This is a genomic window from Pseudoflavonifractor sp. HCP28S3_F10, from assembly GCF_052065415.1.
GTDB lineage: Bacteria > Bacillota > Clostridia > Oscillospirales > Oscillospiraceae > Pseudoflavonifractor_A.
In genome coordinates this window covers 16,702-33,108 of record NZ_JBQHUB010000035.1, presented here as the reverse complement: position 1 = coordinate 33,108, position 16,407 = coordinate 16,702, and the positions used below count along the sequence as shown (strand labels likewise).

General features: G+C 63.6%; 16 protein-coding genes. 6 read left to right on the top strand and 10 right to left on the bottom strand.

Going from position 1 to position 16,407, the window contains the following annotated elements; genetic code table 11:
* Positions 1 to 207: 207 nt before the first annotated feature.
* Positions 208 to 1,290, bottom strand: a complete 1,083-nt coding sequence (locus ACTNBZ_RS12475) for a PfkB family carbohydrate kinase (protein WP_441210339.1) — start codon at positions 1,288 to 1,290, stop codon at positions 208 to 210.
* A 155-nt stretch (positions 1,291 to 1,445) separates the two neighbouring features.
* On the opposite strand from ACTNBZ_RS12475, the gene ACTNBZ_RS12470 reads away from it, so the two are divergent.
* From ACTNBZ_RS12470 to asnS, 5 genes are all read left to right on the top strand, one after another.
* On the top strand, positions 1,446 to 2,207 hold the full coding sequence (locus tag ACTNBZ_RS12470; protein WP_441210337.1) for a hypothetical protein: 762 nt from the start codon (positions 1,446 to 1,448) through the stop codon (positions 2,205 to 2,207).
* A gap of 91 nt (positions 2,208 to 2,298) precedes the next feature.
* Positions 2,299 to 2,739, top strand: a complete 441-nt coding sequence (locus ACTNBZ_RS12465) for a LytTR family DNA-binding domain-containing protein (protein WP_441210335.1) — start codon at positions 2,299 to 2,301, stop codon at positions 2,737 to 2,739.
* 40 nt (positions 2,740 to 2,779) lie between these two features.
* Entirely contained in the window at positions 2,780 to 3,619 is an 840-nt protein-coding gene (locus ACTNBZ_RS12460) for a DUF3021 family protein (protein ID WP_441210333.1), read from the top strand.
* A gap of 5 nt (positions 3,620 to 3,624) precedes the next feature.
* Entirely contained in the window at positions 3,625 to 3,933 is a 309-nt protein-coding gene (locus ACTNBZ_RS12455) for a hypothetical protein (protein ID WP_441210331.1), read from the top strand.
* A gap of 113 nt (positions 3,934 to 4,046) precedes the next feature.
* The gene (gene asnS, locus ACTNBZ_RS12450) at positions 4,047 to 5,441 is read left to right on the top strand and encodes an asparagine--tRNA ligase (protein WP_441210329.1); all 1,395 of its coding nucleotides are present in this window, start codon (positions 4,047 to 4,049) and stop codon (positions 5,439 to 5,441) included.
* Positions 5,442 to 5,801: 360 nt separating this feature from the next.
* On the opposite strand, the gene ACTNBZ_RS12445 is transcribed toward asnS, so the two are convergent.
* The 9 genes from ACTNBZ_RS12445 to ACTNBZ_RS12405 form a co-directional block, all read right to left on the bottom strand.
* Positions 5,802 to 6,956, bottom strand: a complete 1,155-nt coding sequence (locus tag ACTNBZ_RS12445) for an aminotransferase class V-fold PLP-dependent enzyme (RefSeq protein WP_441210328.1) — start codon at positions 6,954 to 6,956, stop codon at positions 5,802 to 5,804.
* A gap of 24 nt (positions 6,957 to 6,980) precedes the next feature.
* Positions 6,981 to 8,168 (bottom strand): stalk domain-containing protein, encoded by a 1,188-nt coding sequence (locus tag ACTNBZ_RS12440; protein WP_441210326.1) that lies wholly within the window; start codon positions 8,166 to 8,168, stop codon positions 6,981 to 6,983.
* A 340-nt stretch (positions 8,169 to 8,508) separates the two neighbouring features.
* Entirely contained in the window at positions 8,509 to 10,239 is a 1,731-nt protein-coding gene (locus ACTNBZ_RS12435; RefSeq protein ID WP_441210324.1) for an ATP-binding protein, read from the bottom strand.
* 11 nt (positions 10,240 to 10,250) lie between these two features.
* Positions 10,251 to 10,916, bottom strand: coding sequence for a response regulator transcription factor (locus ACTNBZ_RS12430; protein ID WP_441210322.1), 666 nt, complete (start codon positions 10,914 to 10,916; stop codon positions 10,251 to 10,253).
* A 23-nt stretch (positions 10,917 to 10,939) separates the two neighbouring features.
* A complete protein-coding gene (gene phoU / locus ACTNBZ_RS12425; protein WP_441210320.1) occupies positions 10,940 to 11,590 on the bottom strand; it encodes a phosphate signaling complex protein PhoU in 651 nt (216 codons plus the stop codon).
* Positions 11,591 to 11,639: 49 nt separating this feature from the next.
* Positions 11,640 to 12,401 carry a phosphate ABC transporter ATP-binding protein PstB gene (pstB, locus tag ACTNBZ_RS12420; RefSeq protein WP_441210318.1) on the bottom strand — a complete coding sequence of 254 codons (762 nt, stop codon included), beginning with the start codon at positions 12,399 to 12,401 and terminating at the stop codon, positions 11,640 to 11,642.
* 13 nt (positions 12,402 to 12,414) lie between these two features.
* Positions 12,415 to 13,314 carry a phosphate ABC transporter permease PstA gene (gene pstA / locus ACTNBZ_RS12415; protein WP_441210316.1) on the bottom strand — a complete coding sequence of 300 codons (900 nt, stop codon included), beginning with the start codon at positions 13,312 to 13,314 and terminating at the stop codon, positions 12,415 to 12,417.
* A 49-nt stretch (positions 13,315 to 13,363) separates the two neighbouring features.
* Entirely contained in the window at positions 13,364 to 14,203 is an 840-nt protein-coding gene (gene pstC / locus ACTNBZ_RS12410; RefSeq protein WP_441210341.1) for a phosphate ABC transporter permease subunit PstC, read from the bottom strand.
* A 211-nt stretch (positions 14,204 to 14,414) separates the two neighbouring features.
* Positions 14,415 to 15,281, bottom strand: a complete 867-nt coding sequence (locus ACTNBZ_RS12405) for a phosphate ABC transporter substrate-binding protein (protein WP_441210314.1) — start codon at positions 15,279 to 15,281, stop codon at positions 14,415 to 14,417.
* Between the two features lie 360 nt (positions 15,282 to 15,641).
* Here ACTNBZ_RS12405 and ACTNBZ_RS12400 point away from each other — a divergent pair, with 360 nt between their 5' ends.
* The gene (locus ACTNBZ_RS12400) at positions 15,642 to 16,367 is read left to right on the top strand and encodes a DUF4358 domain-containing protein (RefSeq protein ID WP_441210312.1); all 726 of its coding nucleotides are present in this window, start codon (positions 15,642 to 15,644) and stop codon (positions 16,365 to 16,367) included.
* The last annotated feature ends 40 nt before the right edge of the window (positions 16,368 to 16,407 follow it).

Here is a 16,407-nt window from a genome sequence, read left to right as displayed (position 1 = left end):
CCACAGCCTGTGGTTGTGCGCTTGGGGGGTGGGGGTGGTGTGGGGGGGCGCGCGCGGCCGGCCCGGCCGCCCCCCCCCCCCCCCGGGGCCCCAGACCCTTACTTCCTCGGCGGAACTGAATTCCGCCTGCGGAAAACGCCTGCGGCGTTTTTACGCGCAAAGCGCGGCTCGCTTCCGCTCGCGTCGAGCGCTTACAGTCTGCTCTGTCTATTGGGCCATCCGCTCCTTCAGCGCTTCAGCGCTCATGGCGGGGTTGATGGTCTCGCCGCTCTCCATGGCGATGGCGCCGGCGGCCAGAGCGGCCCGGGCGGTGCCCTCCAGGTCGGTGCCCTCCAGATAGGCCCAGGCCACGGCGGCCATGGCGGCGTCTCCGCAGCCGGTGGTGTTCACCATCTCTCCGGGGCAGCAGGGCACCCGGACCCGGCCGCCCAGGTGGTCGGCGGCAAACATGCCGTCTCCGCCCAGGCTGATGAACACCCGGTGCAGCCCGGTGGCCAGAAGGGCCTCTGCCGCCCGCTCCAGGCTCCCGCCGTCGGTAATGGGCACGCCGGAGAGGAGCTCGGCCTCAATGCGGTTGGGCTTGAGGGTGTGGAGCCTGCCCAGCACGGGGCGGAGCTTCTCCGCCTTGGCGGTGGAGACCGGGTCGGAGAACAGCGGGACCTTGGCGTGCTCGGCCAGCCAGGCGATGCTCTCCTCCGGAATATTGGTGTCAAAGACAATGAGCTGGGCGTTGTCCAGCAGGGGCTGCCGGGTGGCCAGCCAGGCGGGGGTGATGTGGGAGTAGATCTCCATGTCGGACACCGCCAGCACCATGTCTCCCCGCTCGTCGGCAATAAAGAGATAGGTGGAGGTGGCCGCCCCCGGAACCTGCAGCGCGTGGGAGATGTCGATGCCCAGCTCCCCGCAGGAGGCCGCGATCTTCTGGGCGTGCAGGTCGTCGCCGAAGGCGGTGAGCATCCGCACATCCACCCCCAGCAGGCTCATGTTATGGGCGATGTTCCGCCCCACGCCGCCCAGGCTCATACGCACCCGACCGGGGTTGGAGTCCTGAGGCACCAGCTTCCGCGCCGGCCGGCCGCCGATGTCCATATTCACGCCGCCGATGACCACGGCGTAGGGCGCGGTATGAACGATATACCCTTTGCCCTCGATATATCCCTTTTTCATCAGGTTGGAGATGTGCACCGCCACCGAGGAGCGGGTGATCCCCGCCTTCTCCGCCAGCTCCTGCTGTGAGATGAGCGGATTTTCCTCGATCCACCGGAGCAGCTGCCGTTCCCGCTGAGTCATGCCCGCGCCCCCTTGTTTAAGCTTTTATTTAGATTGGTAATCACATGTTTAGTATAACTGATTTTATTCCAATGTCAACCCCTATTTTTTATTTTTGCGGAACCAATTTGACCCGCTTTCGTCTAACCGGTATCAAAACAAAGGAGGCCGATCCCATGAAACGCCTGACCGGGCTTCTGGGCCTGACGCTGGCCCTCTTCCTGCTCTCTGCCTGCGGCCATGCCGGCGCCGCCCCCTCCCCCGATTCCTCTTCTTCCCCCGCTCTGGACTGCGTCATCGTGGACGGTGCGGAGGACGGCAGCCTGCTCCTGGCGGAGGCTGACGGCTCCGCCGGTGCCGTATTCCGTGTGGGCGCCGGCGTTGAGACGGTATCCGTCACTGTAGACGGAAACGCCGCCTCCTGGCAGGACCTGCGGGATGGTATGCGTATCCGTGTGACGTTCGACGGCAGCATCATGGAGACCTATCCCGCCCAGCCCTCCGGGGTGACGGCCATCGCCGGGGAGACCGCCTCCATTGATGACCGCTGCGGGCTCTACCTCCAGGTGCTGGAGGACCTGTGGGCGGCGGACCCGGGCCTGAACGACGGCATCACGGAGCTGGGCGTGGACCTGTCCGACCTTACTGACCTGAGCGGCGCGGAAAAATCCGCCGTGGCCTGGCGCTTCGGTGAGCTCCACGGCATCGTCCCTCTGGAGGCCTCCTATGACGAGCTGGTGGAGGAGGGCTATATCGACGGCAAGGAGCTGTACTGGGAGGACGGCTGCCTCTTCACCCTTTCCGGCTCCGCCGAAGCGGGCTTTGACGCCCAGAAGTGGCGCTCCGGCCTGGGGGCCTATTTCTTCACCGGCTGCACCGCCCGCCGCTCCGGGGACGGGTCCTGGACCTATTCCATCGGAAGCGAGGCCATCAGCTGACCGATTATCCCCGCCAAGAGGCCGCCTGTCCAAAAACAGTGGACAGACGGCCTTTTTTTCACTATATTGAAGGGGAAAGGAGGTGTGGGAGATGAAGGTAGAGCTGCGGGTAGACCCATCCTGCAAGGACGTGACCGTCACCGTCACCGCTCCGGCGGAGACCCCGGAGGTCCGTGACCTGCTCCGGCGGGTCCGGGGGGAGCCGGAGGGGCGGCTCCTGGGCTTTGCCGGGGACCGGGCCGTCCCGCTGGAGCCGGCGGAGATCCTGCGGTTCTACGCCGATCAGAAGGAGGTCCGGGTCCAAACGGCCACAGGGGACTTCCTGGTGAAGCAGCGGCTTTACGAGCTGGAAGGGGCCCTGGACCGGCACACCTTCGTGCGGATCTCTCACTCCGAGATGGTCAATCTGAAGAAAGTGACCGCCCTGGATCTGAAGCTCTCGGGCACCATCAAGATGACCCTGGAGGGCGGGACGGCCTGTTATGTCTCCCGCCGGTATGTGAAGAAGATCAGGGATGCGTTGGGACTGTAAAAGCCTCCCCCATGGGGCGGGCTGAAAAGGAGGTAACATCATGCGCGATATCAAACGGCAATGGCTCATTCGCATCCTGGCGGGCGGAATTCTGGGGATGGCCGCTTATCTGCTGCTGGCGTGGCTCACCCAGCCGGGAAGCCTGTTCGGCGTCCCGCTGTCCTTTGATTTTACCTTCTGCTACAACTCCCATGTCCCGGAAACCCTGGGGGCGGTCCTGGGTTTTCTCCTCTGGTTCGCCTTCGGGGCCGAGACCGCCGTGGCCACCCTGCCCTTTGCCGATGCGGGCGGCTCTCTGCTGCGGCGCTCGGCGCTCCACTTCGCCCTCATGGCCCTGACCCTGTGGGCCTGGGCGGTGCTGAACTTTTCCCCGGAACCCTGGCCAGGACTGGCCCTCACCTTTCTGTTCCCCTTTACCCTGATCTATCTCCTGGTCTGGCTGGGGCGCTGGGTGGGCTGGTACGCCGAGGTGGCAGCCATCCGGGAGAAGCTGGGCCTCGCCCCCGGTCCCTCCCTCTTCAAATGGCGGGAGACCCTGCCCTACTTTTTCTTCGCCCTGCTGCTGTGCGACGTGCTGCCTTTTGTCCTCCGGGCGCTGGATGCCCGGGACGTGCCGGTGCTCACGGGACTGCTGCTTCCCTATCTTCTGCTTCCGGTGGGCGGATTTTTCTCCGGTCTGTCTCTGGGAAAACGGCAGGGGTTCTGCCCCCTCTACCCTCCCTTCTGCGCCCTGTGTTACCTTCCCGTGGTCTTTCTTCTGTTCAACTCCAGCGCCCTCTTCCACTGCGGCGTGGTGTTTTGCGCCGCCCTGGCGGGCGGTCTCGCCGGCGCGGCCTCCGCCCGGCATAAAAAGGCCCCGCCGGCCGCCGGGGAGAGGTGACTGCCATGCCGGAACTGCTGCTCTTTCTCCTGGGCCCCATGCTGGCTGCCCTCCTGCTCCAGCTCTTTCTTCTTCACCGCCCCCGTTCCCGCTCTTCCAAGCTCCGTTTTCTGCGCTTTTTGGTCCCCCTGACCGCGCTCGTTCCCCTCTTTCTGGCCCTGCAGGTGTGGTTCAATCAGTCCGGATTCTTCTGGCAGCTGGCCTTTCTCTTCTGGCTGGCCGTGGCCGCCGCTATCCTGCTGGGCTATGCCCTGGCCTGGGGCGTCTTTGCCCTGCTGCGCCGCCGGGAACGGAAGGATCAGTCCCCATCCTGACCCGAAAGCCCTGTTTTTGCCGCAAAGGCTTGAAAATTTCAGAGGAAGGGGCTATACTACCAATATTCGATCATCCGATCTCGGATATACACCACTGAAATGAGGGGACCACAATGAAACGAACCACCATTGCACAAATCTTCGCGGATCAGGGCGCCTTCGGCGGCCAGACCGTCACCGTCTGCGGCTGGGCCCGCACCATCCGCGATATGAAGACCTTCGGCTTTATCGAGCTGAACGACGGCTCCTGCTTCCGGAACCTTCAGGTCGTCTTTGCCGACGGCGAGGTCGCCAATTTCAAGGAGATCGCCAAGTGCAATGTGGGCACCTCTTTCGTGGTGACCGGCACCGTGGTCCTCACCCCCGGCGCCAAGCAGCCTCTGGAGGTCAAGGCCGCCTCCATTACCGTAGAGGGTGCCTCCACCCCCGACTATCCTCTGCAGAAGAAGCGCCACAGCGTGGAGTACCTGCGCACCATCCAGCACCTGCGTCCCCGCACCAACCTGTTCTCCGCCGCTTTCCGGGTGCGCAGCGTGGCGGCCCACGCCGTCCACTGCTTCTTCCAGGACCGGGGCTTCGTGTATGTCCACACCCCCATCATCACCGCCAGCGACTGCGAGGGCGCCGGTGAGATGTTCCAGGTGACCACGCTGGACATGAACAATCCGCCCCGCCTGGCCGACGGCAGCGTGGACTGGAGCCAGGACTTCTTCGGCAAGCGTGCCAATCTCACCGTGTCCGGCCAGCTCAACGCCGAGAACTTCGCCATGGCCTTCGGCAACGTCTACACCTTCGGCCCCACCTTCCGGGCGGAGAACTCCAACACTCAGCGCCACGCTGCCGAGTTCTGGATGATCGAGCCCGAGATGGCCTTCTGTGATCTGGCCGGCGACATGGAAGTGGCCGAGGACATGATCAAGTATATCATCAACACCGTGATGGAGAAGTGCCCCGACGAGATGGACTTCTTCTCCTCCTTCGTGGACAAGGGCCTGAAGGAACGGCTGCAGCACGTGGCCTCTTCCGACTTTGGCCGTGTGACCTACACCGACGCGGTGGAGATCCTCAAGAAGAACAACGACAAGTTCGACTACAAGGTGGAGTGGGGCTGCGACCTGCAAACCGAGCACGAGCGCTACCTCACCGAGCAGGTCTTCAAAAAGCCCGTGTTCGTCACCGACTATCCCAAGGACATCAAGGCCTTCTATATGCGTCTCAACGACGACGGCAAGACCGTGGCCGCCGCCGACTGTCTGGTCCCCGGCATCGGCGAGATCATCGGCGGCTCCCAGCGTGAGGAGCGGCTGGACCTGCTGGAGGCTCGTATCAGAGAGCTTGGCATGGATCCCAAGGACTACTGGTGGTATCTGGATCTGCGGCGCTACGGCTCCTGCAAGCATGCCGGTTTCGGTCTGGGCTTCGAGCGCATGGTCATGTACCTCACCGGCATCTCCAACATCCGCGACGTGGAGCTGCACCCGCGTACCGTAGGAAACGCCGACTTCTAAGAAAACGAACAGCGCCCCGATGTGGAACCGCTTCCCACAGTTCCGCGTCGGGGCCCCATCTTTGATGGGGCGGCGCGCAAGCGCCGTTCAAGCGTTTTGGCACAGCCAAAACCTTGGCGCAGGCGGAATTCACTTCCGCCGAGCATGTCCAATCTTCGGGGCCCCCATGCGGTCATGACCGCATGGGGAGGCAGCTGCATCCCCGTACCGTTGGAAACGCCGACTTCTAAAAAATAATTAAGGCCCCGACATGGAACCGCTCCCCGCAGCTCCTCGTCGGGGCCTTCTTATACGCAAAACATCCGCGGACGGCATCGTCCGCGGATGTTTTTATGCCATGCATAATTCCGGGGCTTGTTTTCAGCCTTTCAGCAGCTCCTCCACTGCTCCCTGCACATAGTCCACCTCTTCGAAGGTGGTAAAGGGGCCCACCGAGAAGCGCACGGTGCCCTGGGGGAAGGTGCCCAGGGTCTGGTGGGCGGTGGGAGCGCAGTGGAGCCCGCACCGGGTGGCAATACCATATTCCTGCTCCAGCCGGAAGGCCATCTCGCCGTTGTCGCCGTGGAGGAAGTCCACCGACACCACGCCGGTGCGCATGTCCAGATCGTCGGTGCCCACCACCCGGATGCCGTCCTCCTCCAGCTCCTTCAGCCGGGCCCACAGGTGGCAGGCCACCTTGTGCTCCCGCCGCCGCAGGTCCTCCCCCTGCTCCTCCAGATAGGAGAGGGCGGCATGGAGGCCGTAGATACCGGGCAGATTCAGCGTACCCGCCTCAAAGCGGTCGGGCAGGAAGGCAGGCATCACCAGCTCGTGAGACACGCTTCCCGTCCCTCCCGCCACCAGGGGCGTGAGACAGCGGGCCAGCGCGTCGGTGAGCACCATGCCGCCGATGCCCTGGGGGCCCAGCAGGGCCTTGTGGCCGGGGAAGGCCAGCCCGTCGATGCACATGTCCTCCATGTCCACCGGGATAGCCCCCACCGTCTGGGAGCCGTCCACCAGGAAGAAGATCCCCCGCTCCCGGCACAGCTTTCCCACCGCGCCGACGGGCATCACCGTGCCGCACACATTGGAGGCATGGGTGAGTACCACCGCCCGGGTGCCGGGAGTCAGGTGCTCCTCCACCTGCTCAAGCAGCAGCTCGCCCTTATCATTGCACGGCAGATAGTCTACCTCCACTCCCTGCTCCTGAAGCTGGGTCAGGGGACGGAGCACGCCGTTGTGCTCCATGGGGGAGGTGACCACCCGGTCGCCCGGTTTGAGCAGGCCCTTGATGAGGTAGTTGAGGGAGTGGGTGGAGCCGGGGGTGAAGATCACGTTCCGCACACCGGGGCCCTTTACCAGCCGGTTGAGCTGCTCCCGGGTCTCCAGGGCCAGCGAGGCGGCGTCATAGGCGGCCTCGTACCCGCCACGACCGATGTTGCAGCCCACGTTGATGATATAGTCGGCCATAGCCTCCCCCACACCGGGGGCCTTGGGGTAGGAGGTGGCGCCGTTGTCCATGTAAACCTTACGCATGTCTTTTTCCTCTTTCTGTTCAGATCAGGCCAGCTCGGTCTCCAGCGGGATGCGCAGGACGCACTTTTCCTCCTCCAGCCGGTTCAGCAGCCGGCTCAGGTTGGAGGCTGTGGCGCCGCTGTCATTGAGCAGGAGCCGGGCCGCTGTGCGGCGGGACTTGACCTTGGTGACGATGGCGTTGGTGTTGAGATAGCCGGTTTCTTTGCCGGGACGGCCGTCCACGCTGGTGCTCCACAGCTTCCAGCCCTCCCCGGCCAGGGTGCGGGCCGTCTCCCGGCTCTCATTGGTGAGCCGGGCGGTGTGGACTCTGGTCCAGGCCAGACGCTCCAGCAGATCGTTTCCCCGGGCCAGCTCGGCCCGGGCAGTCTCCAGGCTGCTGCCATCAACCAGCAGGCCCACCTGGTGGCCGGCCCCCAGCACACGCCGCACCAGCGCCTCCTGCCCGGCCAGCTCCTCCGGCCGGAAGAAAAAGACCGCTCTGGCCCCCCAGCGCTCCAGCGTCTCCAGAATACGCTCGGCCCCGCCGCCGTCGGTACATTCCACCCCCAGGTACACCCAGACACCGGGCTCGTCCGGATCATCCGAGGCGGCAGGGGGCGTGGTCACTGTTCCGCTCCCGGTGGGGACGGGGCTGGGCGTAACAGCGAGACTCTGCATGTACCTGTCATACCGATTCTGCATCAGTGAGGCCGCCGACTGCATGAATTTCAGATCGCTGAGCACGGCGTAATTGTTCGTGATCCGGATCAGCACGCCCGCCGACCGGGTAGGCCGGTAGCTGTACTGGAGGCCAAAAAACTGACACACGCCGTTGGCCGGGACATAGACCTTTCCGTTGCGGATGATGGCCCGCATGTCCAGATTCATCCCGGTGTTGCTCACCGTGCAGGTCTGGGCGTTGATATCGAACACGATGGTGCCGCCCAGGCTGTACAGGGTAAGGGTGTGGGTATTGCCCTCCTGATACAGTCCGTAGGCGATCCCCAGGTCCACCCCGGTGACATTTTTGTCAAAGGTGGTATAGGGGACGTAAATCATCCCTCCCACCGCCACCGGCATGTTGGCGGCGCTGAGGCCGGTCTCGGCGTCGATGAGCTTGTCGTTGACCGCCAGGTGGTAGACCTGCACCTCACCGGCGGCGCCTGCCGCCAGGGGCAGGAGAGCCAGCACCAGCACCGCCGCGCACAGCAGTGCCAGCAGGTTTCGCTTCATCCCGGTCCCTCCTTCCGCCGCGCAGTCGATTCCTTTTTTATTATAATGCCTGAATTCGATCAAAAGAGCTGAGAATGGCCCTTTTGATCCAATTGTGCGGCTGCTGCCGCACGAATAAACCGCAAAGCGGTTTATTCAGCAGACATTATTATAACATTTCTTTTTTCACAGGTAAAGGCTCATTCCTCCTCCGGCTCCCTTGTGATGGGACCCGGCACGGCGCAGCCGCAACTGAGGGATCCTCTCTCGGCAAATAGGCCCGGACCCGTTCACACATGAAAAACCCGCTGCCGCAGGGCAGCGGGTTTTCTGTTTCACGGCGGCCCGAAGAGGAAGGCCGTCATTTGCTTTGAGGCAGCGTGATGCGGAACACAGAGCCCTGGCCCACCTGGCTCTCCAGGTGAATGGAGCCGCCGTACAGCGCCACGATATGCTTGACGATGGCCAGCCCCAGTCCGGTACCGCCCGCCTTCCGGGAGCGTCCTTTGTCCACCCGGTAGAACCGTTCAAATACCCGGTCCTGGGCTTCCGGCGGGATGCCGATGCCGGTGTCCGCCACAGTGATGGTCACAGAATCATCCACATTTTCCACCAATATATCTACATTTCCACCGGTATGATTATATTTAATGCCGTTTTCCGTCAGGTTGAGGATGACCTCCTTCAGCCGTGCCGCCGGGATGGCTGCGGTACATTCCCGGCCCCGGACCGTCACCGTCACCTGGGACTCCTCCGCCTTGATGGCCAGCAAGTCGGCTGCCTCCCGGGCGGTGGCCAGCACCGGGGCGTCGGAATCGTCCTGTTCCATGGTAAGGGATTCCAGCTCCGAGAGCTTGAGAATATCGTTGATAAGGACGATGAGCCGGTCCACCTCCACCCCGATCAGGGAGGAAAAACGCTTCTGGTCCTCGGTGGAGGTGACCATGCCGGAGGAGAGCATGTCGGTGAACCCCTTGATGCTGGTCAGCGGCGTTTTGAGCTCATGGGACACATTTGCGGTAAAGTCGGCACGGATGGATTCGGCCCGCTTGAGCTCGGTCACGTCGGAAATGAGGATGGCGGTGCCAACCGACTGCCCCTCGTACTGCCGTCCGGAGACCGGCGAGAGGAAAAACCGCAGGCTGCGGCCCGCCTCAGGCAGATCGGCCACGTCCAGCACCACCGAATTCTTCTGGCTGTGGCACTGCTCGGTGGCCTCCCGCAGCCGGCGGCTGCGGGTAAATACCATGAGCCCCGCCGCCTCGCCGCCGTCCTCGGGCGCGCCGAACAGTTCCCGGGCAGCCCGGTTGCTGGCCAGCAGGCCCCCCTTTTCGTCCAGCAGGAGGAACCCCTCGTCCATGCAGTCCAGGATCAGGTTCACCTTGTCCCGCTCCTCGGTGAGGTGCTGGATGGAGGCGCCCAGCCGTTCCACCAGCTTATCGATATACCGCAGGATGGGGCGCAGCTCGTCATCCCCCCGGTAGGCGTCCAGCACCGTGGTGGACGCGCCTGAGAGCACCCCGGTCAGGGCGCCGCTCACCGCTTCCAGCGGCTCCAGCACCCGGCGGGCCATCCGGCTGGAGAGGGCCAGGGCCAGCAGCAGCGCCGCTACCGAGGCCACCAGGAAACCGGTCATGCTCCGCCAGACCAGCGTGTCAATGGAGGAGAGGGGCATGGAAGCCCGGCCGATCATGCCGTCGGTGAACCGTTTGGCTACATAGAGCATGGGCACTCCCACCGTGTCGGAGGCCCGGGTATCCTCGCCCCATCCGGTGGCCTTGGCCGTGATAACCTCCGGCCGGTCGGCATGGCCGCCCATCTGTTCTCCTTCGGCTTTGGTATCCACCAGCACCTCGCCCTCCGGCGTGATGATGGTAAGACGCTTGTCGGGCGCCGCCTGTCGGAACTGCTCCGCCGCCCCCTGGGCGTCGGTGGTCTGGCTCTGGCTGTCCATCAGGATCAGCAGCTCCCGCAGGTTCTGCCGGGCATCCTCCCGCTGCTGGCTGAACAGGAACCAGACGCCTGCCGCGTTGGAGATCAGGAGAGATACCAGAACAATGATCAAAGTGGAACCCATCAAACGCTTTTTCATCCCGACGCCCCCTAAGTCATCTTATAGCCCACGCCGCGGACCGTGGCGATCACATCGTCCCCCAGCTTCTGCCGCAGGGCCTTGATGTGCATATCCACTGTGCGGGTCTCGCCGGTGAAGTCGTAGTCCCACACGGTACGCAGGATCTCCTCCCGGCTGAGCACGGCCCCCCGGTGAGAGGCCAGCAGCCGCAGCAGCTCGAATTCCTTGTAAGTCAGCTCCACCGGCACGCCGCCTTTGCGTACGGTACGGGCCGAGCTGTCAATCTCCAGGTCCCCGCAGCGGAGAACGGGGGACTCCCGCCGGGTACGGCGGAGCACCGCCTTGATGCGGGCCTGGAGCTCCATCAATCCAAAGGGCTTGACCACATAGTCGTCGGCGCCGCTCTCCAGCCCCTCCACCCGGTCCATCTCGGCGGTGCGGGCGGTGAGCATGATGACGGGCACGTCCGCGGTGGCCCGGCCGGCCCGGAGCCGGCGCAGGATCTCCAGTCCGTCCATCCCGGGCAGCATGATGTCCAGCAGGTAGATCGTGGGGGCGGCGTGTCCGCGCTCGGCCTCAAAAAATTCCTCGCCGCTCTCATAAGCCCGGACATCGTTCCCAGTGGACTGGAAATAATAGCGCAGCATCTCCCGGATGCTGCTGTCATCCTCCACGATCACGATGGTGTTGGCCATAGCCCTCGTCCCTCCTTGTGAAATCAGCTGGGGTCCACCAGCGTCCCGGTGACGCAGTAGATGGCCCACTGGGCGATGTTGACTGCGTGGTCCGCGATGCGCTCCAGGTATTTTGCGATGATGATCAGGTCGATGGCCCGGTCGGCGTTGTCCTGGCTCTCCCGGATGAGGGCCACCAGGTCCCCCTTCACCGTGCGGAACAGCTCATCCACCGCATCATCCAGGCCGATGACCTCGCCGGCGGCGTTCTGGTCCCGGTTGGCGTAGGCGAAGATGGCCCGCTTGACCATGTATCCCGCCTTCCGGCTCATTTCCCGGATGTGGCTTGGGATGGAGCCGCCCGGCTCCCGCACCAGCAGCAGCGAGATCTCCGCGATATTGGCGCACTGGTCGCCGATGCGCTGCAGGTCGGTGACCATTTTCAGGGCGGCCGAGATGGTCCGCAGGTCCCGGGCCACGGGCTGCTGCTGGAGCAGCAGCCGCAGGCAGCGGTTTTCAATATCCCGCTCGGTCTGGTCCATGGTATGGGTCAGGGAGATGGCCTCCCGGGCCTGCCGGTCGTCCGGCGCGGCCAACGAGGCCGTTACCAGGTCAATGGCGTCCTCCGCCGCGGCCGCCATATCGATCATCTCCGCGCTGAGCTCCTGGAGCTCGGCGTCAAAGGTTTTTCGCATATCTGAGTCCTCCTTATGGAATGAGGCTCGCTCCGGGGCGGCTGCCCCGTTATCCGAAGCGGCCGGTGATGTAGTCCTCCGTCCGCTTGTCCCGGGGGACCGAGAAGAGCTGGGTGGTATCGCCGAACTCGATGAGCTCACCCAGCAGGAAGAAGGCGCACTTGTCCGAAATGCGGGTGGCCTGCTGCATATTGTGTGTGACGATGACGATGGTATACCGGCCCTTCAGGTCGGCGATCAGGTCCTCGATCTTGGATGTGGAGATGGGGTCCAGGGCGGAGGTGGCCTCATCCATCAGCAGCACGTCGGGCTCCACCGCCAGGGCCCGGGCGATACAGATGCGCTGCTGCTGCCCGCCTGAGAGGGAGAGCGCCGACTTCTTCAGCCGGTCCTTCACCTCGTCCCAGATGGCGGCCCCCCGGAGGGACTGCTCCACGATATCGTCCAGCTGGCTCTTGTTCCGTACGCCGTGGGTGCGGGGGCCGTAGGCAATGTTGTCGTAGATGGACATGGGGAAGGGATTGGGCTTCTGGAATACCATGCCGATCTGCTTGCGCAGCCAGGTCACGTCCAGCCCGGGGGCGTAGATGTCCTGGTCCCGGTAGAGCACCTTTCCCTCGATGCGCACGCCGGGCACCAGGTCGTTCATCCGGTCCAGGGTCTTGAGGAAGGTGGACTTTCCGCAGCCGGAGGGTCCGATGAGCGCGGTGACCTGCCCTTCGGGGATGTCGATATCCACGTCCTTGAGGGCGTGGGCCGTCCCATAGTGGAGATTGAGCTTCTCCGCGGAGAGCACGATGTTTTCCTTCATACCGGATACCTCCTTACGCGCGGCGCAGCCTGCGGCCCACCAGTTTGGCCGACAGGTTGATGACCAGCGTCAATATCATCAGGATGGCCGCGATGCCGAAAGCCACGTCAAACTCGGCCCGCTCCTTGGCGTAGACGTACAGGGCCACGGTGAGACTGGCGCCCGAGCTGTGCAGAAAGCTGTCCAGAGTGGCCGCGGCGCTGCCCGCCAGGTCTCCGGTCCAGACGAAAAAGCGGTTGAGGCTCATGCCCATGCCGGCGGTGAAGAGCAGGGCGGCCGACTCGCCCACGATGCGGCCCACGGCCAGAATGCAGCCGGTGACGATACCGTCCACCGAGGAGGGCAGCACCACCGTGCGGATCATGTGCCACTTGCCCGCGCCCAGGCCCAGGGCGGCCTCGCGGTAGCTCTGGGGAACTGTCTTCAGGCTCTCCTGGGTGGTGCGGATGATGGTGGGCAGCGTCATGATGACCAGGGTAAGGACGCCGGCCAGCAGCGCCTTGCCAAGGCCCAGGAACTCGCAGAAAAAGAGCATGCCCACCAGGCCGTAGATGATGGAGGGGATACCGGTGAGGGTCTCAGTGGCAAACTCGATCACCGACACCAGCCGGCGGTTCCCGGCATACTCAGTGAGATAGATGGCCGCTCCCACGCCCAGAGGCAGGGTAAAAAGCAGCGTCAGCACCACCAGATAGACGGTATTGACGATGTTTGGCAGGATGCCGATGCTGTCCCGCAGGTAGCTGGGCTTGGTGGACAGCAGCTCCCAGGTCACATGGGGCAATCCCCGCAGGAAGATATAGCCGATGAGGAACACCAGCAGCGCGCAGGTCAGCAGCGCGCAGAAGTAGAGCAGCGCAGTCAGCGTGCGGTCATAGAGCCTGCGCCTGCCCGAGAGAGATCGTGCTTGCATAAGTATATCATTCTCCTTGCCAAAATCCAAGAATGTAAGAAAGCGGAGATCAGTCCGTCTTGCGTTTGAGCAGGGCGTTGAGGGCTACATTGATCAGCATGATGAAGAGGAACAGCACCAGCGCAATGGAGAAGAGGGCCTGGCGCTGAAGGCTGCCCACGGCGGCATAACTCATCTCGCTGGCCACGGCAGTGGTAAGGAAGCGGACGCTTTTGAACAGGGAGGGCATGTTGGCCACGTTGCCCGCCACCATCATGATGGCCATGGCCTCGCCGATGGCACGGCCGATGCCCAGCACCACCGACGCGGCGATACCGCTGGAGGCCGCGGGGACCGATACCCGGAATACCGTTTCAATATGGGTGGCCCCCAGGGCCAGACTGGCCTCCTCATATTCCCGGGGCACCGCCTTGAGGGCGGTCTCGGACACGCTGATAATGGAGGGCAGTATCATGATGGCCAGCACGATGATGGCCGCGAAGAGGCTGGCTCCGTCAGGCAGATGGAACCATTCCCGGACGGCAGGCACCAGCACCATCATGCCGATGAGGCCGTACACCACCGAGGGGATGCCGGCAAGCAGGTCCACCGCCGGGCGGACCACGGCGGCCAGCCGGGGCGGCGCCACCTTGGCCAGGAACACGGCGGTCATAAAGCCCACGGGCACACCGATGACAATGGCCCCCGCCGTGCCGTAAATGGAGGTGAGGATAAAGGGCAGGATGCCGAACTCCGGCTCCGCTGCCGTGGAGGCCCAAGTCTTGCCGAAGAGGAAATCCATGAGTCCGATCTCCCGGATGGCAGGCAGACCGGACCATATGAGATAGACGCTGATGAAGCACACAAAGCCCACGGCGATGAGGCCGCAGAGCAGGAACACCACGTACATGACGGTCTCGAACAGCTTAGCACCGCTCACCCGGACCGCCCCGGGCCTGACCCGGGCGCTCCGGGTCCCGTCCCCGGCAGGATCGGGCCTGGAGACACACTCATCCATCATACCGCACGACCTTTCTCAGAACAGTGGGATGCCCGAAGGCCTCCCCGGCGGAGAAACATCGCCGGGGAGGCTCCGGGTGAAGGGAAGGGGGAAACTTTTGTTATTTGGCCACAGGTACGGCGCCGGCGGCAGCGATCAGCTCCGCGGCATCCTTGGAAGTGGCGAAGTCAAAGAAGGCCTGGGCAGCGGGGGTCAGATCGGCGCCCTCCTTGGTGACGAGGTTGAAGTTACGCTGAATGGCGTAAGTACCGTCCAGAACGGTCTCCTCGCTGGGGGCCACGCCGCCCACGGTGACGGCCTTCACGGTCTCATCCACGGCGGACAGGGAGGCGTAGCCGATGGCATTGGGGTTGGAGGCCACGTTGGCCACCACGTCGCCGGTAGAGGTCAGCTCATTGGTGTACTTGCACTTGTCGGAGGTGCCGGTGATGGACTCAAAGCCGTCACGGGTGCCGGAGCCGGCCTCGCGGCCGATGAAGGCCACCGCGCCGTCATTGCCGCCCACGTCCTTCCAGTTGCTGATCTCGCCGGTGGCCAGGGCGGCGATCTGCTCCACAGTCAGGTCGGCTACCGGATTCTGGGGGTTGACGATGATGGCGATGCCGTCCTTGGCCACCACGGTGGCCACCACGCCGGTCTCCTCCGCCTTCAGGTCGCGGCTGGACAGGCCGATGTCACAGGCGCCGGACTGGGCAGAGGTGATGCCGGTACCGGAACCGGTGCCGCTGTAGTTGACGGTGACGCCCTTGTTCTGCTCCATGAAGGCCTCGCTCAGCGCGCCGATGACCTTCTCCATGGAGGTGGAACCATCGGTGTTGACCACGCCGGAGAGCTCGGCGGGCGCGGCGGGTTCAGAGGCGGCGGGCTGGGTGGGGGCGGGGGCGGAGCCGGACTGTGTGCTGCCGCAGCCGGCCAGCAGACCCAGGGTGAGAACGCCGGACAAAGCAAGAGTGATCCACTTTTTCATTTTCTTCGATCTCCAATCTGATCATTTCCGTTTGATTTGCTGTCTCTTGAGGACACCGTCAGTATAGCGGATACTCTGTAAAGCCGTCCTCCACGCAAGGGTAAAGAGTTTGTAAATTTCATTGGCCGTCTGTCCGTACTGCGCGGACAGACAATCTTCCGGTATTTATCCTTGCGTTTTTTATTGCCTGCCGTCACTTCATCCGTGCCCCAGTGGGGAAAATCTCCATTTATATAAACTTTATTTCCCGGGAACTTTTTGCTTCCGCCTCCGTCAAAGGATAACGAAACCGGTAAGCCTCCCGGGCCGCCGGTCTCTCTTACCAGTCAAATACAACGATCAAAAGGAGTTATCAGACATATGAATCACCGGATCTCTTCCCTTGCTCTGGCCGGCGTTCTCACCCTGGGCCTGCTGGCCTCCTGCGGCGACAGCCAGCCCCCCGCCTCCAGCCCCGCGCCCGAGTCCTCCGCCCCCGTGGTCTCCCTCTCTCCCTCCCCTGCGCCCACCGACGAGGGCGCAGGCGTCCAGCCCAGCGACGCGCCTGTCTCCGGCGGCGCCACTGACATTCCCGCTGAGACTCCCGCCCCCGAGGCCACTCAGCCCGCCGCCACTCCCAACAGCCAGAGCAGCAGCGCGCCCACCGCCAGGCCTTCTTCCAAGCCCTCTGCCGCACCCACCGCCAAGCCCACGCCTGCGCCCACCGTCTCCGTGGTGGAGTCCATCTGGACGGACATCTCCAAAAATGAGCTGCCCACCCTCACCGATCTGGACGCGGATCTGCTGTCCTCCATCTACGGCATCGACGCCGGTGATCTGGAGGAGTACATCTGCAAAATGCCCCTGATGAACGTACAGGCCACCGAGTTCTTTATTGCCAAGGTAAAGGACGGCAAGATGGACACCGTGAAAAAGGCCCTCCAGGCCCACCAGGCCGACCTGGAGGAGCAGTGGAGCCAGTACCTGCCCGCCCAGCTGGAGCTGGTGCAGAACTACAAGCTGGTCACCAGCGGCAGCTACGTCCTCTTCGCCGTCACGGAATACGCCGATTCGGCCGTGACCGCCTTTAACACCTATACAAAATAAGCTCTTTGCGCTATACTTTTGAACTGAGCGCCCGGTATAC